The organism is Photorhabdus thracensis (genome assembly GCF_001010285.1).
Lineage (GTDB): Bacteria > Pseudomonadota > Gammaproteobacteria > Enterobacterales > Enterobacteriaceae > Photorhabdus > Photorhabdus temperata.
The window spans coordinates 447,761-469,471 of record NZ_CP011104.1; the positions used below are offsets into that span (position 1 = coordinate 447,761).

The 21,711-nt window shown below is 42.6% G+C and carries 18 protein-coding genes, 4 tRNA genes and 1 pseudogene; 2 read left to right on the forward strand and 21 right to left on the reverse strand.

Annotated elements, in window-relative coordinates; translation table 11 throughout:
• Nucleotides 1–4: 4 nt before the first annotated feature.
• The 7 genes from VY86_RS01530 to ffh all read right to left on the reverse strand — a co-directional run bounded on the left by VY86_RS01530 (nt 5) and on the right by ffh (nt 5,640).
• Nucleotides 5–1,099, reverse strand: coding sequence for a 3-deoxy-7-phosphoheptulonate synthase (locus VY86_RS01530; RefSeq protein WP_046973683.1), 1,095 nt, complete (start codon nt 1,097–1,099; stop codon nt 5–7).
• A gap of 661 nt (nt 1,100–1,760) precedes the next feature.
• Nucleotides 1,761–1,943 (reverse strand): alpha/beta fold hydrolase, encoded by a 183-nt coding sequence (locus tag VY86_RS01535; protein ID WP_228939875.1) that lies wholly within the window; start codon nt 1,941–1,943, stop codon nt 1,761–1,763.
• Between the two features lie 168 nt (nt 1,944–2,111).
• Entirely contained in the window at nt 2,112–2,465 is a 354-nt protein-coding gene (gene rplS / locus VY86_RS01540; RefSeq protein ID WP_021325982.1) for a 50S ribosomal protein L19, read from the reverse strand.
• Between the two features lie 69 nt (nt 2,466–2,534).
• On the reverse strand, nt 2,535–3,287 hold the full coding sequence (gene trmD, locus VY86_RS01545) for a tRNA (guanosine(37)-N1)-methyltransferase TrmD (protein WP_046973684.1): 753 nt from the start codon (nt 3,285–3,287) through the stop codon (nt 2,535–2,537).
• A gap of 39 nt (nt 3,288–3,326) precedes the next feature.
• Complete coding sequence (rimM, locus tag VY86_RS01550; protein WP_046973685.1) at nt 3,327–3,875, reverse strand: ribosome maturation factor RimM; 549 nt, start codon at nt 3,873–3,875, stop codon at nt 3,327–3,329.
• An 18-nt stretch (nt 3,876–3,893) separates the two neighbouring features.
• On the reverse strand, nt 3,894–4,142 hold the full coding sequence (gene rpsP / locus VY86_RS01555; RefSeq protein WP_036850135.1) for a 30S ribosomal protein S16: 249 nt from the start codon (nt 4,140–4,142) through the stop codon (nt 3,894–3,896).
• A 136-nt stretch (nt 4,143–4,278) separates the two neighbouring features.
• Nucleotides 4,279–5,640: a signal recognition particle protein gene (gene ffh / locus VY86_RS01560; RefSeq protein WP_046973686.1), complete on the reverse strand. Its 1,362-nt coding sequence runs from the start codon at nt 5,638–5,640 to the stop codon at nt 4,279–4,281.
• Between the two features lie 181 nt (nt 5,641–5,821).
• On the opposite strand from ffh, the gene VY86_RS01565 reads away from it, so the two are divergent.
• Together VY86_RS01565 and VY86_RS01570 are read left to right on the forward strand one after the other, a co-directional pair.
• Complete coding sequence (locus VY86_RS01565) at nt 5,822–6,613, forward strand: cytochrome C assembly family protein (protein ID WP_046973687.1); 792 nt, start codon at nt 5,822–5,824, stop codon at nt 6,611–6,613.
• A gap of 50 nt (nt 6,614–6,663) precedes the next feature.
• Nucleotides 6,664–7,956: an HlyC/CorC family transporter gene (locus VY86_RS01570; protein WP_046973688.1), complete on the forward strand. Its 1,293-nt coding sequence runs from the start codon at nt 6,664–6,666 to the stop codon at nt 7,954–7,956.
• 85 nt (nt 7,957–8,041) lie between these two features.
• Here VY86_RS01570 and luxS read toward each other — a convergent pair whose 3' ends face one another.
• The 14 genes and pseudogenes from luxS to proA all read right to left on the reverse strand — a co-directional run bounded on the left by luxS (nt 8,042) and on the right by proA (nt 21,703).
• A complete protein-coding gene (gene luxS / locus VY86_RS01575) occupies nt 8,042–8,557 on the reverse strand; it encodes an S-ribosylhomocysteine lyase (protein WP_046973689.1) in 516 nt (171 codons plus the stop codon).
• 155 nt (nt 8,558–8,712) lie between these two features.
• On the reverse strand, nt 8,713–10,272 hold the full coding sequence (gene gshA, locus VY86_RS01580; protein WP_046973690.1) for a glutamate--cysteine ligase: 1,560 nt from the start codon (nt 10,270–10,272) through the stop codon (nt 8,713–8,715).
• A gap of 177 nt (nt 10,273–10,449) precedes the next feature.
• Nucleotides 10,450–10,526, reverse strand: a tRNA-Arg gene (locus tag VY86_RS01585).
• Between the two features lie 86 nt (nt 10,527–10,612).
• Nucleotides 10,613–10,689: transfer RNA gene (locus VY86_RS01590), tRNA-Arg, on the reverse strand.
• A gap of 86 nt (nt 10,690–10,775) precedes the next feature.
• Nucleotides 10,776–10,852 (reverse strand) — tRNA-Arg (locus VY86_RS01595).
• 12 nt (nt 10,853–10,864) lie between these two features.
• Nucleotides 10,865–10,957, reverse strand: a tRNA-Ser gene (locus VY86_RS01600).
• Between the two features lie 391 nt (nt 10,958–11,348).
• Entirely contained in the window at nt 11,349–11,534 is a 186-nt protein-coding gene (gene csrA, locus VY86_RS01605; RefSeq protein WP_002209449.1) for a carbon storage regulator CsrA, read from the reverse strand.
• 243 nt (nt 11,535–11,777) lie between these two features.
• A complete protein-coding gene (gene alaS, locus VY86_RS01610; RefSeq protein WP_046973691.1) occupies nt 11,778–14,411 on the reverse strand; it encodes an alanine--tRNA ligase in 2,634 nt (877 codons plus the stop codon).
• A 317-nt stretch (nt 14,412–14,728) separates the two neighbouring features.
• The gene (recA, locus tag VY86_RS01615; RefSeq protein ID WP_046973692.1) at nt 14,729–15,796 is read right to left on the reverse strand and encodes a recombinase RecA; all 1,068 of its coding nucleotides are present in this window, start codon (nt 15,794–15,796) and stop codon (nt 14,729–14,731) included.
• Between the two features lie 105 nt (nt 15,797–15,901).
• Nucleotides 15,902–16,405, reverse strand: a complete 504-nt coding sequence (gene pncC, locus VY86_RS01620; RefSeq protein ID WP_046973693.1) for a nicotinamide-nucleotide amidase — start codon at nt 16,403–16,405, stop codon at nt 15,902–15,904.
• Between the two features lie 25 nt (nt 16,406–16,430).
• Nucleotides 16,431–17,585 carry a lysophospholipid transporter LplT gene (gene lplT, locus VY86_RS01625; RefSeq protein ID WP_046976648.1) on the reverse strand — a complete coding sequence of 385 codons (1,155 nt, stop codon included), beginning with the start codon at nt 17,583–17,585 and terminating at the stop codon, nt 16,431–16,433.
• 53 nt (nt 17,586–17,638) lie between these two features.
• Nucleotides 17,639–19,663: pseudogene (gene aas / locus VY86_RS01630) on the reverse strand (bifunctional acyl-ACP--phospholipid O-acyltransferase/long-chain-fatty-acid--ACP ligase); the annotation flags it as partial.
• A gap of 88 nt (nt 19,664–19,751) precedes the next feature.
• The gene (gene aroL / locus VY86_RS01635) at nt 19,752–20,276 is read right to left on the reverse strand and encodes a shikimate kinase AroL (protein ID WP_046973695.1); all 525 of its coding nucleotides are present in this window, start codon (nt 20,274–20,276) and stop codon (nt 19,752–19,754) included.
• Nucleotides 20,277–20,449: 173 nt separating this feature from the next.
• Complete coding sequence (gene proA / locus VY86_RS01640) at nt 20,450–21,703, reverse strand: glutamate-5-semialdehyde dehydrogenase (RefSeq protein WP_046973696.1); 1,254 nt, start codon at nt 21,701–21,703, stop codon at nt 20,450–20,452.
• Nucleotides 21,704–21,711 lie beyond the last annotated feature (8 nt).

The following is a 21,711-nucleotide window of genomic DNA, read 5'->3' on the forward strand; positions in this document are numbered from 1 at the left end:
CTTATTATCCTGCTTTTTTCAATATCGTAATTCTTTGCGACAATTGCGGACTGATTTGCTGATGCAATTTTCTCAGAACTGCTTCTGTAGTCTGCCAACTAATACAAGCGTCAGTCACTGAAACACCATATTTCATTTCACTACGAGGTTGCTCAGAAGATTGGTTACCTTCATTAATATGGCTCTCCAACATAATCCCAGTGATAGATTGGTTACCCGAAATAATCTGCTCTGCTACAGAATCTACAACCTCGCTTTGGCGACGAAAGTCTTTATTAGAGTTACCATGGCTGCAATCAATCATCAAGGAAGGCAATAATCCAGACTTCATCATCTGCTGTTCACATTCCATTACATGTTCGGCGCTGTAATTAGGTGTTTTACCCCCACGTAAAATAATGTGTCCATTCGGATTCCCTTGTGTTTGTAACAAACATACCTGCCCTGACTGATTTATTCCCATAAAACGATGTGGCATAGCGGCTGCACGCATCGCATTAATTGCCGTACTCAAGCTACCATCAGTCCCATTTTTGAAACCAACCGGCATAGACAAACCTGAAGCCATTTCCCGGTGCGTCTGAGATTCTGTCGTTCTTGCACCAATTGCCGACCAACTAAACAAATCTCCTAAATACTGTGGACTATTCGGATCTAAAGCCTCTGTTGCAAGAGGTAATCCCATTTTAACCAAGCTAATTAGTAAACGACGGGCAATATGCAAACCAGCTTCCACATCAAATGAACCATCCATGAACGGATCGTTAATAAGACCTTTCCAACCCACTGTTGTACGAGGTTTTTCAAAATAGACACGCATTACGATGTACAGACTGTCACTTAATTCAGAAGAAAGTACCGCCAAACGATGAGCATAATCCAGAGCTGCATCCACGTCATGAATAGAGCAAGGACCACATACGACCAGCAAACGGGGATCACGATGCTGAATAATGTCAGCAATTATTTTACGTGCATTTGCAATAGCATGCAGATCATTACCACTGAGTGGATATTGTTGTTTTAGTTCTGCCGGAGTTATAAGAATTTGTTCACCACTGATGTGAACGTTATTAAGTGCATCTTTTTGTATGAACATTTCGGCTGTCTCCTCAAATTGTCATTCTGTGTTAATTTATTTTTATGTATTTGACCAATAACATATCATGCATCGTAAAGAACACAATCCAATTGTGTAAATAAAATATAAATAGTGTAAATTTTTATTTACAACAATGAAGTTTTAATCCAAATTATAAATATATTCAGGAATTTATTAATAATATTAAAATTATCCCAAACAAAAATACATTAGCAATAATTATCATTTTTAAATAAAGATATTAAAACACAAGAATTAATATTTTATTATTATTGATTTTGTATATTTACATTTTAAAATCATTAAGTAAAAACAAAATATTCATCCCGTTTTTATTATTGAAAACAAATAACATTAACAATCGTATTTTATATTTCAGTTAAATTATCTCAATTTATTTATATGAAATTAATGAATCATGCTAATAAAATATTAAGTTATGTCAAACTCACTCTTTTTATTAATTCATTAAGGAAATTTATGATAATACTGCAGCCAGCAATATAATAGTTATATGCTTATTACCAGCAGACGTTATGAAGGGAATCTGTGTTATCAATTCTTATATAGGTTATATCCTGATGAAAATATTGATGCAGATCTTTACTAAATTCAATATTAAGGGCCGGATAATCCCGCCTTTTCATTAAAAGAATCGCTACAGAGCTTGCTGCAAAAAAGCGACCAATTCCTGATTAACTTTATGTGGTTGCTCCAATGTGGAAATATGCCCCGCATCCTGAATGACAACATAATCACAGCGAAGTATTTCAGCCATCAAGTAACCTTCCAGAGGCAGACGAGACATATCTTGCTCACCTGTGATAACAAGAGCTGGCATATCTAATTTTTCCAACAAATGAGTTCTATCTTCACGTCCAAAAATCATTCGCCCTAACGGAACGATACTATTACATAATACTTCCTCAGGAATTGTTAAAAATATAAAAAAAGAGGCCAGCAATTGCTGGCCTCTTCAACGATAACTTTCGGATGTAACGAAAGCGTATTATTTGCTGTTCAAACGCTCTTTAATACGAGCAGCTTTACCAGAACGCTCACGCAGATAGTACAATTTAGCTCTACGAACAGCACCACGACGTTTAACGCTAATGCTGTCTACGACTGGGGAGTGAGTTTGGAATACACGCTCAACACCTTCGCCGTTAGAAATCTTGCGAACAGTGAATGCAGAGTGCAGACCGCGGTTACGGATAGCGATAACCACGCCCTCGAATGCCTGCAGACGTTTCTTAGAACCTTCTACGACCCATACCTTAACTTCCACGGTGTCACCCGGACGGAATGAAGGTACGTCTTGCTTCATCTGCTCTTGTTCAAGTTGTTTAATAATGTTGCTCATAATAATTCTCTTACCCTAGGTAAACTGATATATCAAAGACATTCATTCCCTTCAGGGAATATGTCTGGATTAATTCGTTGCTTCAGTTAGATGTTCCCGTTGGAACTCTGTCAGCAATATCCTTTGCTCGTCAGTCAGAGCTAGGTTTTCCAGAAGTTCAGGTCTTCTAAGCCAAGTCCGGCCAAGCGATTGTTTCATACGCCAGCGATTAATTTCAGCATGATTCCCCGATAACAGAACGGGTGGAACTTCCATGCCATCCAATACCTCCGGGCGGGTATAGTGCGGACAATCCAGCAATCCATCAGCAAAAGAGTCTTCCTCAGCCGATGCCCGATGCCCCAAAACTCCCGGAATGAACCGGGAAACAGAGTCAATCATGGTCATTGCAGGAATTTCACCACCACTGAGCACGTAATCACCGATAGACCATTCTTCGTCAATCTCAGTTTGAATAACCCGCTCATCTATCCCTTCATAGCGGCCACAAATCAGAATCAGTTTCTCATTTGTTGCCAGCTCACAAACGCCTTGTTGATTGAGTTTGCGCCCCTGAGGTGAAAGATAAATCACCTTTGCACCTTCGCCTACCGCAGTTTTTGCTGCATGAATAGCTTCCCGTAAAGGCTGAACCATCATCAACATGCCTGGACCACCGCCGTAAGGCCGATCGTCAACAGTACGATGCCGGTCGTAGGTAAAATCCCGTGGATTCCAGCATTCAATACTTAACAGGCCATTCTTTACTGCCCGGCCAGTTACCCCATAATCGGTTATTGCGCGGAACATTTCAGGAAACAGGCTAATAACCCCAATCCACATTACAGCGTCCCACTCATTTAAACCGTTTATAACCGGAGTTTAAAAACCAGGATCCCAATCTACTTCAATAGTTTTAGTAGCGAGATCGACTTTCTTGATAACCTGCCCATCAAGAAACGGAATCAGCCGTTCCTTGACACCGAATGCATCTTTCAGGTTTGCTTTAACTACCATTACATCATTAGAACCGGTTTCCATCATGTCATTGACAGTACCCAGGCTATAACCCGTTGTGCTTACTACCTGGCAACCCATCAGGTCTTTCCAGTAGTAATCACCCGCATCCAGTTCCGGTAGTTGCGCTGAATCTACGGTAATTTCGCAATTAATCAGTAAATTCGCAGCATCCCGATCATCAATACCTTTAATTTTGACGATCATATCCTGATTGTGGTGTTTCCAGGCTTCCAGTTCGATGTGTTGCCACCGACCTGCCCGTTGGATAAACCACGGTTGATACTCAAAAATGTCTTCGGCATGTTCGGTGGAAGAAAAAACTCTGAGCCAACCACGAATACCATAAGTTGAACCCAGTTTTCCCAATACGATTGGACTCACAGGAAGTTCAAGGCTAGTTTGCTTGCTCATAGTTACCACCGCGACAGATTAAGCTGCTTTTTTAGCGTCTTTGATCAGTGAAGAAACACGATCAGACACAGTTGCACCCAGACCCACCCAATGTTCAATGCGGTCCAGATCTAAACGCAGTGCTTCTGCTTTCCCTGTTGCGATAGGGTTGAAGAAGCCAACGCGCTCAATAAAGCGACCATCACGCGGGTTGCGGCTATCGGTCACGACTACTTGATAAAACGGACGCTTTTTTGCGCCGCCACGAGCTAAACGAATTGTTACCATAACATCCTCATTAGTTAACAAAACAACCAGACTCCATCGAGGAATGAAGTCCGGCTGTCAGATAAAAAGCCCGAAAAGTTTACTCACTTTGGCGCAAAAAGCAATCCAAAGTGGATATTCTTCGAGACTTTATCAATTAACGGCCCATAAATCCGGGTGGCATCATGCCTTTCATGCCACGCATCATTTTTGCCAGACCACCTTTCTTCATTTTCTTCATCATGCGCTGCATTTCGTCGAATTGTTTAAGCAGGCGGTTAACATCCTGAACCTGAGTACCGGAACCACTGGCAATACGGCGTTTACGAGAACCTTTGATAATTTCCGGCTTTTCCCGCTCTTTACGCGTCATGGAATTTATAATAGCTTCCATTTTCACCAGCACTTTATCATCCATCTGAGATTTTACTGCATCAGGCACCTGAGACATTCCCGGCATTTTGCTTAACATACTCGCCATACCACCCATATTGCGCATCTGCTTAAGCTGGTCCAGAAAGTCATTTAAATCGAAACCATCACCTTTTTTTAGTTTAGAAGCCAGCTTTTCCGCCTGGGTACGATCGACTTTACTTTCAATTTCTTCAATCAGGGAAAGAACATCTCCCATCCCAAGAATTCGAGAGGCAATACGATCCGGGTGGAAAGGCTCCAGTGCATCAGTTTTTTCACCAACACCCAGGAATTTAATTGGCTTACCCGTGATATGGCGAATAGACAGGGCAGCGCCGCCACGAGCATCACCATCGACTTTAGTCAACACCACACCCGTCAGTGGCAATGCCTCATTGAAAGCTTTTGCTGTATTCGCAGCATCCTGGCCCGTCATAGCATCAACAACAAACAGGGTTTCCACTGGATTAATAGCTTCATGAACCTGTTTGATTTCATCCATCATGGCTTCGTCAACATGCAGACGACCCGCAGTATCCACCAACAGCACATCATAGAATTTCAACTTAGCGTGCTGTACAGCTTTAGTCACGATATCGACCGGTTTTTCCTGAGCATCAGAAGGATAGAAATCAATACCGACTGCCTGCGCCAACGTTTCAAGCTGTTTGATCGCGGCCGGACGATAGACGTCAGCAGATACCACTAAAACTTTTTTCTTTTGTTTTCCTTTCAGAAAATTACCCAGCTTAGCAACGCTGGTCGTTTTACCTGCACCTTGCAAACCGGCCATCAATACGACAGCCGGAGGTTGGGTAGAGAGATTCAGTTCACTGTTAACTTCTCCCATCGCCTTAACCAGTTCATTCTGAACAATTTTGACAAATTCCTGTCCGGGAGTAAGGCTTTTGTTAACTTCGTGGCCTACCGCGCTCTCCTTAACACACGAAATAAAGTCACGCACTACAGGCAATGCAACATCAGCCTCAAGTAAAGCCATGCGAACTTCGCGCAGTGTCTCTTTAATATTGTCTTCAGTCAGTCGCCCACGGCCACTGATATTGCGCAATGTGCGCGATAGTCTGTCGGTTAAATTATCAAACATTGTCTCTGCTCAATTTTTAAAAATGGGCTACCTGTAAGCGTATTCTGAAAATTATAACACGATGATAAAGGGATCTCTGCACAGAGATTCGCACGGATGATTAACAACGGTTGGAGGCTATCCTTGCTGGCGTTATACTTAAGTTTTAATTCACCTAAAAATCGCTAAAACGACTAACGCTATGCCAGTATTCTCTATAATTGCTTTATTCGCTTATTTACTCAGCCTGGTACTGATTATTCCCGGCTTACTGCGAAAACCGAATGGATACCGCAGACTGGCATTGCTTTCAGCGATTATCGCTTTAATCTGTCATGCTATCGCACTTAAATACAAGATCTTTCACGTCAGCAGTGGGCAGAACCTCACACTCTTGAACCTAGGTTCCATTGTCAGCTTACTTATCTGCATCATAATGACAATTGTCGCTTCCCATGGACGTGCCTGGTTCCTACTGCCCATTGTCTATAGTTTTGCCATGATAAATCTGGCATTAGCCAGCTTTATGCCCGGTGAATTCATTACTCATCTGGAAGCCAGCCTTGAATTATCTATTCATATTGGCTTGGCTCTGCTTGGCTATGCGACTTTGCTTATCGCTGCACTATATGCTCTACAACTTGGGTGGCTGGATCATCAGCTTAAAAATAAAAAGCTGACTTTTACTCCGGATATGCCCCCACTGATGTTCATCGAACGTAAAATGTTCCATATCACTCAGGTTGGCGTAATATTACTGACTCTGACACTCTGTACCGGCATCCTCTATATGGATAATATTTTCAGTAAGGAAAACATCCATAAAGCAGTTCTGTCTATCATCGCATGGTTTGTCTACATTGTTTTATTATGGGGCCACTACCATGATGGATGGCGTGGTAAACGAGTTATCTGGTTTAATTTGATTGGTGCATTTACCCTGACGCTTGCCTATTTCGGCAATCGATTATTGCAAGAAATCATGATTTATTAAAAAAATGACATGATGTCCAATCAGCATCAATATTTGGAAGGAATTTTGCTTTGGAGCATGTCTCAACAAGCACATTAATTATCATTTTAATCATTATGCTTCTCGTTTCAGCGTACTTCTCCGCTTCTGAGACAAGTATGATGACACTGAACCGCTACCGCTTACGTCATCTGGCAAAGCAAGGAAGCCGCCCTGCTCGCAGAGTTGAAGTATTGCTTCGTCATCCTGACCGGCTTATAAGCCTGATTCTTATCGGCAACAATTTAGTTAATATTCTAGCCTCAGCACTCGCTACCATCATTGGTATGCGCCTTTATGGTAATGCCGGGGTCGCTATCGCAACAGGTGTTCTGACTTTTATTGTGCTGATATTTTCTGAAGTTATGCCAAAGACTATAGCCGCCCTCTATCCTGAAAGGATCGCTTTTCCGAGCAGTTTCCTGCTGCGCCCATTACAAAAAATCATGATGCCATTAGTTTGGCTGCTAAATAGAATTACCTTATTGTTAATGCGTTGCCTTGGTATCAAACACACTACTGGTCACAGTGATGCAATTAGTAAAGATGAACTACGCACTATTTTGAATGAATCAGATGCCAAGCTATCACGGCAAAATCAGGATATGCTGATTTCAATTTTAGACCTGGAGAAAGTCACCATCGGCGACATTATGGTTCCCCGTAATGAAATTGTTGGTATTGATATTAATGATGACTGGAAATCCATCATACGTCAGTTAACTCATTCACCTCATGGCCGGATCGTGCTTTATCGTGATTCACTTGATGATGCTATTGGCATGCTCCGTGTACGTGAAGCTTACCGATTGATGACGGAAAAAAAAGAGTTCACCAAAAGAAACCTGATTAAAGCAGCGGATAAAATTTACTATATTCCGATCAGCGCTCCACTTAATGTTCAATTGGTAAACTTCCAACGCAATAAGGAAAAAGCCGGGCTTATCGTTGATGAATACGGTGATATTCAAGGGCTGGTAGCTGTTGAAGATATCCTCGAAGAGATTGTCGGTGATTTTACAACGTCAATGTCTCCATCTCTAGCTGAAGAAGTTTCTCCCCAAAGTGACGGTACTATTTTAGTTGACGGGACAGCCAACATCCGCGAATTAAATAAAGCTTTTGACTGGGCATTGCCTGTTGATGGACCACGAACTGTTAATGGTATGGTGCTTGAAGAGTTAGGAGAAATACCAGCACTGAACGTGCAAGTGCAAATTGGCAAATATAATTTTGAAGTGCTTTCTGTGAACGATAATGTCATTAAACAAGTTCGGGTCACGCCCATCAACCAACTTTCTGGACAAAAAGCACAAACAGCTTAAATGATCACTTAAGATCCATACCGTTGGAGGTATGTGCTACGCCCCCAACGGTATATTCCTGCTAACATCTCATCGCTGTTATAAACTATACATGCAACTCTGTTAGCTTTTCTTCTGGCAATGCCAGTTCATCATTCCTATTAACACGAACATCTGAATCAAGAATATGGCGGGCAATATCCTGAGCTTCTGTCAGTGAATGCATATGATAAGTACCGCACTGATAAATATTTAGCTCTGGGATCTGAGTCTGATCTTTCACTTTCAATACATCGGCCATTGCTGCTTTCCACGCTTCAGCAACCCGTATTTCTGCTGGCGCGCCAATCAGGCTCATATAAAAACCCGTTCGGCATCCCATTGGCGATATATCAACAATTTCAACACCATCACCATTGAGGTGGTTACGCATAAAACCAGCAAACAAATGTTCAAGTGTATGAATACCCTTCTCAGGCATAACCTCTTTATTTGGCACACAGAAGCGTAAATCAAAAACTGTAATGGTGTCACCATGAGGCGTTTTCATGGTCTTAGCAACTCTTACAGCTGGTGCAGCCATACGAGTATGGTCAACAGTAAAACTATCTAGTAAAGGCATTTCTTCATCTCCACAAAAAATTCAGATTTTTTACAAGCAAATGAAACCTTTTCATCTACCACCGGTCGTAAAGAATGAAAGACGCGCAATTATTGCCATTCCTATTTTTCCAGAAGTTTTTATTTGACCACTATTATTAGTGCCCATTTTCTTCTCTAGCATCCTGCCTGTTGTTTCAGATATTCATCAAAACTGATGGTATCTTCATATTCCAACGCGTCTTGTCGCTCCACGGAGGCCCTGCGTTCTATAGCGAACTGTTCGTCGCTAATAACCTCATATTTTTCATTGACTAATTGCTGATGATATCTATCTGCCAATTCCAGCCCAAAGTCGCCAATGCCCTGAGTCTTCATTTTTTCCAGCAAACGAGCCGATAAGGTCAGTGATGAATCATCAAACATAGCAATCAATTCTTCGCAAACTTTCCGATATTGCGTACCAGAACAACTATCCAGTATTTCAGCAACCCGTTTCAAGTCATTGAATAATTCTTTGCCAACTTTAGCTAATGGTTCCTCTACGCTGCCACAACCAAGGCCAATCACTTGCCCTGGTTTACGCCCTTCAAGGATCACTCTATTCCAGTTTTTGCGGCAACACTCCAACTCATCACTACTCATTTCTGGCGCTTCGGCAAGCACACACCATATTAAGAATAGGTCAAGAAAGCGAATTTGTGTTTCATTGACCCCAATCGCGGCAAATGGATTAATATCTAATGAACGAACTTCGATATATTCCACCCCTCCACGCAGTAAAGCATCAGAAGGCGATTCATTCCCTTTTGCAACACGTTTAGGCCGGATTGGCGCATACAACTCATTTTCAATCTGTAAGACGTTGGTATTGAGCTGAATATATTTGTCACCTTGCTTAATACCCAACTTAGCAAACTCGTCAGACGGCTTGTGAATCGCTTTTTTCAGCCCTTCAACATAGGTACGAAGGTTATTAAACGTAATATTCAGATCACGCTGCGATTTATTGGTGTATCCCAGATCACTCATTCTTAATGAAGTAGCATAAGGCAGATAGCAAGCTCCATTTTCTATGTGCTCAAAAGGCAAAGAAGTCTCTCTGCCACGCAAGAATGAAGAACAAATTGCTGGAGAAGCGCCAAACAAGTAGGGAATCACCCATCCAAAACGATAGTAGTTGCGGATCAAACGGAAATAACCATCTGAGATCCGCTCTTTACCACTCTCTGCATCTTCAACGCCAGCCCATGCCTGCCAAAACTCAATCGGCAATGAAAAATTGTAATGAACCCCAGATATGGTCTGCATCAAAGCACCATAACGGTTTTTCAGCCCTTCACGATATAACGTCTTATAGCGACCAATATTCGATGTACCATACTGAGCCAGAGTAATGTTCTCTGCCGCATCAATAAAACATGGCATACTCAAAGGCCACATTTTTTCTTTGTCCAGCACGCGCGCTGTATGACGATGAATATCGCTAAGAAATGAAATTGTATATTTTATGTCATCATCGACTGGTGTTATGAATTCTAACAATGACTCTGCAAAGTCAGTCGTAATCCATTTGTGCGTAAGCGCTGCACCAAGTGCTTTAGGGTGCTCCGTCGCTGCCAAATCACCATCTGAAGTAACACGCAATGTTTCACGCTCAACACCGCGACGAATTCCCTTTAAAATTGTCGGATGCGCCTCTAGCCATGATAGAGCCTTTGATACGTCCGGGATCAATTCGACCTCCCGTAGTGTTTTAGAAGAATTTTTATAAGGGTTTACTTTATCTTAAACAAGCCAAATTGTCGCTGATTAGATATATAAGCAAAAGTATTTCAGTGCTATACAGGGGACAGATTGATTTACAGCAATACAGATAAAGAAAAAGCCCCGCTTTTTAGACGGGGCTTAATATGGTGCATCCAGGAGGATTCGAACCTCCGACCGCTCGGTTCGTAGCCGAGTACTCTATCCAGCTGAGCTATGGATGCGTGGTCAGTTTGTTACTCTGGTAAAAGGCAGTAGCTGCTTTGATTACCTGAATCGTACCTTAGATGATTGCATCTCAAGGTTAATATGGTGCATCCAGGAGGATTCGAACCTCCGACCGCTCGGTTCGTAGCCGAGTACTCTATCCAGCTGAGCTATGGATGCATGGTCAGTTTGTTACTCTGGTAAAAGGCAGTAGTTGCTTTGATTACCTGAATCGTACCTTAGATGATTGCATCTCAAGGTTAATATGGTGCATCCAGGAGGATTCGAACCTCCGACCGCTCGGTTCGTAGCCGAGTACTCTATCCAGCTGAGCTATGGATGCATGGTCTTAAAATGGCGGTGAGAGAGGGATTCGAACCCTCGATGCAGCTTTTGACCGCATACTCCCTTAGCAGGGGAGCGCCTTCAGCCTCTCGGCCATCTCACCGTACGCTTTCTTTCGAGCTATTTTTCGAACCGTGGCTCAGAACTTTTGTTTAAGCTCCTCGTCACTGCGTGGCGCACATATTACTTTCCCAGACTTATAAGTCAAACAATTTTTCTAAACCTGTGTTTGTTTGGATACTTCACGCACAAGATGAATGGTTTGACGACAAAAAGTGTATTTTGTCAGCAGTAAATTATCCTGCCTTCAATTGAAGTATATGCAAACCATCCTTTCCCACAATAGCATCATGGACCTTGCCTTTTCTTATGATAGAAAAACAAAAAAGATGGGAAGATAGGTAAGAATTCAAGAATAAAGGGAATAAACTACTAACAGAGATGAGATGCCTCAAAAATGGCGCCCGGTTCTGACATAGGACGCCAACTTAGAGTCAATAAGTTGTTGGCTGAGATTTTTCGGCCTGAATCCGCTGATAAATTTCTTCACGGTGAACAGAAACTTCTTTAGGGGCATTTACACCAATACGAACTTGGTTACCTTTAACCCCCAGTACTGTAACTGTTACCTCATCGCCTATCATGAGCGTTTCACCAACTCGACGAGTCAGAATAAGCATTCTTTGCTCCTTGAAAATTTAAAAGAGTCGGGTCTTTAGGTTTCCCCGCTATTATCCATCCAAACACCGTGAAAACGTAAAACAATATTATATGCTTAAAGTATAAGCAATTTTGAGCGCATTTCCTACATATATAGTTTAGCCAAAATAAATAAATATGCGCTCAACCTTTTAACAATTTCACAACAAGATTTCAAGGCACCATAAAAACAACCATCATAGTGCCCTCTAAACTCAGGTAATTCAGGTAAGCCGCGATGCTATCCACTCTTCCACGCTATCCAAAGCAGAAGGCAACGCTTGAACATCTGAACCACCTGCTTGGGCCATATCAGGGCGACCACCACCTTTACCACCGATTTGTTGAGCTACAGAAGAAATTAACTCACCTGCTTTTATTCTAGCAGTCAGATCCTTTGTGACACCAACAATTAGGCTGACTTTATCATCACTTATAGTAGAAAGCACAATAATTGCTGAACCCAGTTGATTTTTCAGATCATCAACCATAGTTCTCAGCATTTTAGGCTCTGTATTACTTAACTGGCTAACCAGCAACTTCACACCGTTAACGTCTTTCGCTTTACTTGCCAAAGAAGAGCTTTCCTGTGTAGCCTGTTGATCTTTAAGCTGTTGAAGTTCTTTTTCCAGTGCTTTGGTTTTATCCAGTGTTACCCGTACTTTTTCACTCAGGTTATTGATATCACTTTTCACCAATTGAGCAATATCCTGAAGCAAATTAGCTTGTTGGTGCACAGATTCCAACGCTTTTTTACCTGTAATTGCTTCAATCCTACGGATACCCGCAGCCGTTCCAGATTCAGCAGTAATACGGAATAAACCAATATCACCAGTACGGCTTGCGTGAGTCCCGCCACATAATTCAGTGGAAAAATTCCCCATTGATAGTACACGAACTTGCTCTTCGTATTTTTCACCAAACAGTGCCATAGCGCCTTTGGTTTTTGCTGCTTCCAGATCCATCAATTCAGTCACGATCGGTGAATTCTTACGAACTTCAGCATTAACCAAATCCTCAACCTGACGGATCTGCTCCGGTTTCATTGCTTCAAAATGAGAAAAATCAAAGCGGAGATATTTATCGTTAACCAAGGAGCCTTTCTGAGATACATGTTCGCCCAAAATCTGACGTAATGCAGCATGTAACAGATGGGTCGCTGAATGATTCAAACGGATTGCATCACGACGTTCTATATCAATAACAGCATTGACCTTATGGTTTACACTTAAGCTACCCTTTGCAAGCTTACCAATGTGACCGATAGCCTGACTGTATTTTTGTGTATCAGTAACATCAAAAGCACAATCGTTATTGCTCAGAATACCCCGGTCACCAACTTGCCCACCGGACTCAGCGTAAAACGTGGTCTTATCCAGTATAATAATCGCTTCTTCACCCGCTTGAATTTGATTGACTGATTCGCCATTACGGAAGATAGCTGTAACTGCTGCCTGCTGTTCGTTATGATCGTAACCAGAGAAATCACTGCGTTCATCAACTTTGATCAATTCATTATAATCAGTACCGAAACCACTTGATTCACGAGCCCGACGACGCTGACTTTCCATTGCAACGGCAAAACCGTCTTCATCAACCTTAATATTGCGCTCACGGCAAACATCAGCGGTTAAATCCACAGGAAAACCATAAGTATCGTACAGACGGAAGGCGGTTTCACCATCTAGAATATCACCGGACAGTCTTGATAATTCATCGTCCAGCAATTGAAGACCGCGTTCCAGAGTACGGGCAAATTGCTCTTCCTCTGTTCTCAAGACCTGCTCAACAACGGTTTGCTGACGCTTAAGTTCTTCTCCCGCAGCGCCCATCACTTCTATTAATGGAGCAACCAATTTATAGAAGAAGGTATCTTTAGCACCCAACATGTTACCGTGACGAATAGCCCGGCGGATAATACGGCGCAGAACATAACCACGGTTTTCATTGGAAGGAATAACGCCATCACAAATCAGGAACGCACATGAACGAATGTGGTCGGCAATAACCCGCAGAGATTTATTACTCAGATCGTCTGTAGCACCAGTGACACCAGCCACCGCAGCAATCAGATCACGGAACAGATCAATCTCATAGTTGGCATTAACATGCTGCAATACAGCAGCGATACGTTCCAGCCCCATACCGGTATCTACGGATGGTTTTGGCAGCGGCTCCATCGTGCCATCAGCATGACGATTGAACTGCATAAAGACGATGTTCCAGATTTCAATATATCTATCACCATCTTCCTCTGGACTTCCTGGCGGGCCACCCCAGATATGATCACCGTGATCATAAAAAATTTCAGTACAAGGGCCGCAAGGACCGGTATCACCCATCTGCCAGAAGTTATCTGATGCATAAGGAGCACCTTTATTATCACCAATGCGGATAATTCTTTCTGCTGGTATTCCAACTTCATTTTGCCAGATATCATAGGCTTCATTATCAGTCTGATAGACAGTCACCCATAATTTTTCTTTAGGCAAATTGAACCAATCCTTGCCTGTCAGAAGTTCCCAAGCATAGCTAATAGCATCATGCTTGAAATAGTCACCAAAACTAAAATTACCCAGCATTTCAAAGAAAGTATGATGACGTGCGGTGTAACCGACGTTTTCTAAATCATTATGTTTACCACCGGCACGAACACAGCGCTGAGCAGTTGTTGCTCGGGAATAAGATCTTTTGTCCTGCCCAAGAAATACATCCTTAAACTGGTTCATCCCTGCGTTGGTAAACAACAGTGTTGGGTCATTATTTGGCACCAAAGAACTGCTTGGTACTACCTGATGCCCTTTAGTATGAAAAAAGTCGAGAAACGCTTGACGGATCTCAGCGGTGCTTTTGCTCATAATTGTCCCGAAATCAAGCTGGAAAAAACAGATTTATGAATTGGTTAGGTGGAATATTTCATCACCCATTTTCAACTCACGAATAAACAAAGTGGGGATAAGATAAAATTTCTTCCATTAGAAGTAAAATCCCAGATACATCCATTCGCTGGCAGCATTGTAAATCGTCTGGCTATTTTCTGAAAGCATGATCGCATAATATGGATAATACTTGCTTTCTGAGAGAAGAAACCGCGTCATTATTAACGCGGTTATAAGTTTGATGGCAAAACTTTTACAGCTTTAATACCAGAATACAGGCTATCAATATAATCAGATTAGAATTCTTCGTTATTCAACTCTTCTTTTTCGTTGTCTTCATAATCAGAAGCAGCACTGCTGAATTCTCCAGCATTATGCAGCAGCATTTCGCGTAATTTTTTATCCAACTCAGTAGCAATTTCAAGATGTTCTTTCAGGTAGATAGTCGCATTCGCTTTGCCCTGACCAATTTTATCGCCATTGTAGCTGTACCACGCACCTGCTTTTTCTATCAGTTTATGTTTCACACCCAAGTCGATCAATTCACCATAAGTGTTGATGCCTTCACCGTACATAATCTGGAATTCGGCTTGCTTAAATGGCGCTGCCACTTTGTTTTTGACAACCTTAACACGGGTTTCGCTACCAACGACCTCTTCGCCATTTTTCACAGAACCAATGCGGCGAATATCCAGACGTACAGAAGCATAGAATTTCAGCGCATTACCACCGGTTGTGGTTTCGGGGTTACCGAACATAACACCAATTTTCATCCGGATCTGGTTGATAAAGATCAGAAGAGTATTGGAACTTTTCAGGTTACCCGCCAGTTTGCGCATTGCCTGACTCATCATACGAGCAGCTAACCCCATATGAGAATCACCAATTTCTCCTTCGATTTCAGCTTTTGGTGTTAAAGCCGCAACGGAGTCGACAATAATGACATCAACCGCGCCGGAACGTGTCAACGCATCACAAATCTCAAGAGCCTGTTCTCCGGTGTCTGGCTGAGAACACAACAGGTTATCAATATCAACACCCAGTTTCTTCGCATAGACAGGATCAAGGGCATGTTCAGCATCAATAAACGCACAGGTTTTACCTTCGCGTTGTGCTGCGGCAATAACCTGTAATGTCAGCGTTGTCTTACCAGAAGATTCCGGGCCATAGATTTCGACAATGCGCCCCATCGGCAAGCCACCAGCACCTAATGCAATATCCAGTGACAGTGAGCCAGTGGAGATAGTTTCAACGTCCATTGAACGGTCTTCGCCCAGACGCATGATGGAACCTTTACCAAACTGTTTTTCAATTTGGCCCAGTGCCGCTGCCAGTGCTTTTTGTTTATTTTCATCAATAGCCATTTTTACTCCCTCGTAAGCAATGAAAGGATTACCTCACTGCCGATGAATAATTTTTAATACCAAAATGTTACCTGCAAGTATACTGTATAATCATACAGTATCAAGCTAATTTTTTATAATCTCTGATAACAATGTTTTCAGAGAATAAATTGCGGATTGAAGGCGTACTTCATTTCGATCACCGTTAAAACAACAATGACGGGATACAACTTCTATCCCATTTACTGTTCGGTATGCAAACCCAAACCACACTGTGCCAACAGGCTTTTCTTCGCTTCCACCATCAGGCCCGGCAATACCACTGACAGAAACCGCCAGATCCGCGTGCGCTGCTTCCAACGCTCCTGCCGCCATCTCTCTCACCACCGGTTCACTGACAGCGCCATATTGCTGTAAAGTGGTTTCTGATACACCAAGCATCTGATGTTTGGCTTTATTACTGTATGTCACAAAACTCCGGTCAAAGTAAGCAGAGCTACCGGCAATATCTGAAATTGCTTTTGCCAGCCAGCCACCTGTGCAAGATTCAGCACAGGTCACCCACAATTTTTGCTGTTGCAGTTTCATTCCCAGTTCAATACTAAGCTGAGTCAGAATTTTTTCATCCATAAACACACCTTTATCCGGTAAAAGATCAATTTTTCTGAAGCTGGTTCCAAATCCACAAACCGGTGATTGTCAAAGTAAACAGCACACCAAAACCTATCCCTGCTATGACAACCGGAACACCTATTTTAATGACCAGTGAATATAAGCCAAGCATCAGTAACATGGCAGTATTCTCACCCAAATTCTGTACTGCGATTGCATTACCGGCCCCAACTGTTTGCCTGCCGCTTTCCTGCAATAACGCATTCAGCGGAACAATAAACAAGCCGCCAAAAATGCCAAGAATAATGAGTATAACGTGAGAAGCCCAGAGACTCTGCTGAACAGCAAAAACCACCACCATCACACCAATTAAAATACCGGCAGGCATACAACGGCGGACGGTTTTCAATGTGATAAAACGGGCAGCAACCCCTGCGCCGATAATAATCCCGATAGCAACCATCACATTAAGTACTGTCGGCGTGCTGTTATCAACAATTCCCAAAACAACAGGCACCCATAAAACCAACAGAAATCTCAGTGTGATCCCCGCGCCCCAGAACAGACTGGTTCCAACCAAAGAAAATCGTGCTTCTTTGTTATGCCAAAGAATACAACAGGCTGAAGTAAAATCTGTCAGCATCTTTTTCAGGCTCCAGCCCTTACCCTGGCAAGCTGGCGATAATTGCGGGATAAAGAAATTAACAATGACAGCAATGCCATATACCAGCGCACAAGTAAATAATGCAGCGGTCAGACTCCAATCAGACAAAAGACCACCCGCCACAGAACCTGTGAGAATAGCAGCTATAGTTGAAGCCTCCAGTAAACCATTAGCTTTCACTAAGCGATCGCCATCTGTCAATTCAACCAAGATTCCGTATTTGGCCGGTGAATATGCTGCTGCCCCAATCCCAACCAAAGCATAGCCAAAAAAGGGATTATAACCCAGGCAAATACTCAGCGCGCCTAATAGCTTGAAGCTATTGGCAAACAGCATCACACGACCTTTTGGAAAACGATCTGCTATTCGCCCGACAAAAGGTGCCAACAAGATATACGCAAGGACAAACACTATCTGCAATATCGGCTGACTCCAGTCAGGATAAAACTGGGCTTTCAACTGTGCCAAAATCGCAAACAATAGAGCATTATCCGCAAAAGCCGAAAAAAACTGTGATACCAATACGGCTTTCATGCCACGGGTTAATAGCGGTTGATCAACAACAGAAGATACATTCACAATTATTATTCCTGAGCTGTCTGAAGCATTAATGAGTATTCAAGTTCCGAATCAGTAGTGAACAGCACCAATATTTTTCCTTGCTATGGTCACCCTTAACTGTAGCAACATGTATGGCATCAGGAGAGACTTGCAATGCAAGTTTCTTCACTGTCCAGTGGCACCATTTCGTCTGACAATTCAGCAAAACGTTTCACCCGATCAAGAATAGTGCAGAATCCTTGTTCATCAATTGAAACAATATCTCCAGTATCGAACCAGCCACACTGAACATTCCCATGCTCATCTTCTGCCGATGGACATTCCAAATGATTTGGATCGTCCCCCCTCAGATACCCTTTCATAACATTCGGGCCACGCAGTTGCAAACGTCCCCCTTCCCTAATACCTGCCACCGGAATCAAACGGAACTCCATTGCCGGTAAAATTCGCCCAACAGTCCCGGCTTTAGCCATCATTGGCACATTCAATGCAACGACAGGCGCACATTCCGTCATTCCATACCCTTCCAGAATGCGGATCCCGAATTTATCTTGCCAAACACGTTTAGTGTTCTCAGCGAGCTTTTCAACACCCGCCATTACACAGCGAAGACGTGCGAAATCATAGGGATGGGCAAAACAGGCATAATTCTCCAGGAAAGTAGATGTGCCCAATAATACGGTGCAGTTACGTTCATATACCAATTCCGGCACCACCCGATAGTGCAGTGGATTTGGGTAAAGGAATACCTGGCTACCCGTCAACAACGGGGTAAATAGGCCAACAGTCAGTCCAAATGCATGAAACAGTGGTACAGAAGACATAAAACGGTCAAGTGGATTGAAATCAGTAATGGTTTTTATCTGTTCCACATTTGCCAACAAACTAGAGTGACTATGAACCACACCTTTTGGCACACCGCCTGAACCGGACGTAAACAACACCAATGCATCATCATCCGGTTTTAGCGCCACCATCGCTTGTTTCGGGAAAAAGAGATGCCACAAGATCCATAATTTATCCAGAAAAGTCACTGTACCTTTTAAATCCTCAAGATAAACCCAATTAACCTCAGTAACCTGTTCAGATAAATGCGTTAACTGTTCCTTTTCCAGAAACTGCCGGGAAGTCACAATCGTTTTGATACTGGCGATTGTTATGGCATTTTTCAGCCCGTAGCTGTCTGCGGTATAGTTTAACAGGGCGGGAATTCTGCCTCTCAAAGATGCGCCAAATATAGCCGCTGCCATAATAGTGGTATTTGGTAAAAGAAAACCAATCCGTTCATTCCGACAGGTAAAACGTTGCAAAATACGGCTAATACCCAGCGTTTTTTTAAGCAAACTGTTATAGCTATCTTCCTTAAAAGAAGCATCTTCAATACAGGGCTTAAAGCGGCCAAATCGCTTTTGTGCAACCAGTAAAGATTCAAATATTGTTTCTTGCGGACGAGTCGCCATTCGTGCACTCATCATGATTTCATGCAAGCGTTCTCCCGCCAAACGGCGTCTCTGGTCCGCGTTAGGTGCATCCGGCATTGGCAATTGTGTGGCAGGCAGAATTTTTATTGTCACCTTCGGAAAAAGATGAAGCTTGAAGATACCTTTTAATCGGCTGAATATCGTTTGTTCCAACCCCTCAATGCGGACAGGCACCACCATTGCTCCCGATACAGCGGCAATAAAAGCTGCCCCATCGTAGATTTTCATTAAAGAACCCGTAACCGTAATTCGTCCCTCAGGGAAGACAACTATCGGTCTTCCTTTACCTATTTCTTTGACCAACCCCCTGACCGCCATTGGATTTATTGGATCCAAAGGCACTATTTCAACATAGCGCCTTACCCATTTCATAAAACCCCGGTTTGCAATGTCGGAGTAAACAGCAAATACCGGCTTAACAGGTAAGAAAAGTGTTAACAAAACACCGTCAAGAAAAGAGACATGATTAGGTGTGATAAGGCATTTTGGGTAGGTAAATTGTTTAATATCTCCTTCTATCGTTAAACGGAACATCAAACGAAAAACAAGTTTTAGAAAAAAAAACAACATATTCGTATCTCAACCCATTTGAAAAATAAATAGAAGATATTATTTATCATCTGATACTATAATATTCTTATTTTTAAATAAAAAAGTGTCAGGATATTCTTCTGGGAAGAATAATTTCTTTCACACAAGCTATAATTCTTTCCGGTGAAAGTTGCGCATTAATAATATGATCTGCACACTCACAATAGAGATTCTCCCTTGCAGTGAGGACTTCTTCCATTTCTTCAACAATAGATTTTCCAGTTAAACTGGGGCGTTGAGTACTTTCCGGCTGCTGCATTAATCGTTCAGCCAATATGTCAGCGGAAGCCTGAAGATAAATCACCGTACCATTTTGTCGCATATATTGGCGATTTTCAGCAGAAAGAATAATCCCACCACCGGTGGAAATAACCCGATTACTTTGACTAACTTGTTGTAAAGCCTTAGTTTCCAATTGCCGAAATTGTTGCCACCCTTGCTGGTTAACAATATCCGCAATGGTCATATTACTGATTTGTTGGATATGATGATCGGTGTCAATAAATGTGTACGATAACTCATTGGCTAATCGCTTTCCAACCGTCGTTTTTCCTGCCCCACGCGCACCTACAATAAACAATATTGGGTTCATTGTCTGATATCCTTGGTAAATTTCATCGTTAAAAATATATTAACAGCTATAGTAACCAGAACTTTACATCAACGTAAAATCAAAAGTGAATCTATATGGAAAAAGCTACCCCAAAACATGATCCTACCGATATATCAATTAATCAGACACACTTTTGGGGTAACAAAAACAGATTACTTACGGATTAAATTATCGCCATAACCAACCCACTTATACGTAGTCAGCGCATCTAATCCCATTGGACCACGGGAATGCAGTTTCTGAGTACTGACGGCAACCTCCGCCCCCAAACCAAACTGTCCACCATCAGTAAAGCGAGTGCTGGCGTTCACATAAACCGCCGCAGAATCTACCTGACGAACAAAATAGTCGGCATTGTGCAAAGATTGAGTCAGAATCGCATCAGAATGGGATGTGCCGTATGTACGGATATGGTTAATTGCCCGATCAATATCACTGACAATTTCCACATTCATATCCAAAGATAACCACTCATCACTGTAATCTGCTTCTGCCACATCCACGACTTTTGCAGGGCCTTCCCGCAAAAATTCCATTGCTGATTTACTCGCGTGAAGGGTAACACCTTGTCCTGCCATATTCCTGCTCAGTACAGGCAAAAAATCTGCCGCGATCCTATGATGTACCAACAACGTTTCCAAAGCATTACAGGCGCTTGGTCGTTGAACCTTAGCGTTAGTGATGACAGTCAATGCCTTATCGAAATCAGCACTTTCATCGACAAAAGTGTGGCAGACACCGATACCACCGGTAATAACCGGAATAGTTGACTGCTCACGGCACAGCTTATGCAACCCAGCGCCACCGCGTGGAATCAGCATATCCACATAACGGTCCATTTTCAGTAGCTGAGTAACTAATTCACGATCCGGTTTATCTATCGCCTGCACTGCTGCGGCAGGTAACCCACTCTGCTCAAGTGCCTGCTGAATGACTTTCACTGTTGCCTGATTAGTGTTATGAGTTTCTTTACCACCACGCAAAATAACGGCATTACCTGTTTTCAAACACAGAGATGCAACATCAATAGTGACATTAGGACGGGCTTCATAAATCACACCAATCACACCAAGCGGTACACGGCGACGTTCTAACTTCAAACCACTATCAAGCAAGCTACCATCAATAACTTGCCCTACCGGGTCAGATAAACGACACACCTGGCGAACATCGTTAGCTATCGCTGCCAAACGTTCCTGTGTCAGTAACAGACGATCCAGCAACGCTTCACTCATTCCCTGTTCACGAGCCTGAGCCATATCAAGCTGATTAGCTTCGAGAATGATTGTACTTTTCTGCTCCAGCAAATCTGCAATGTGGATTAATACCTGATTTTTCTGTTTCGTACTTAGCTGTGCCAGTTGCCATGAGGCTTCTCTGGCAGCCTTTCCCATTTGCTCTAACATTATGAACC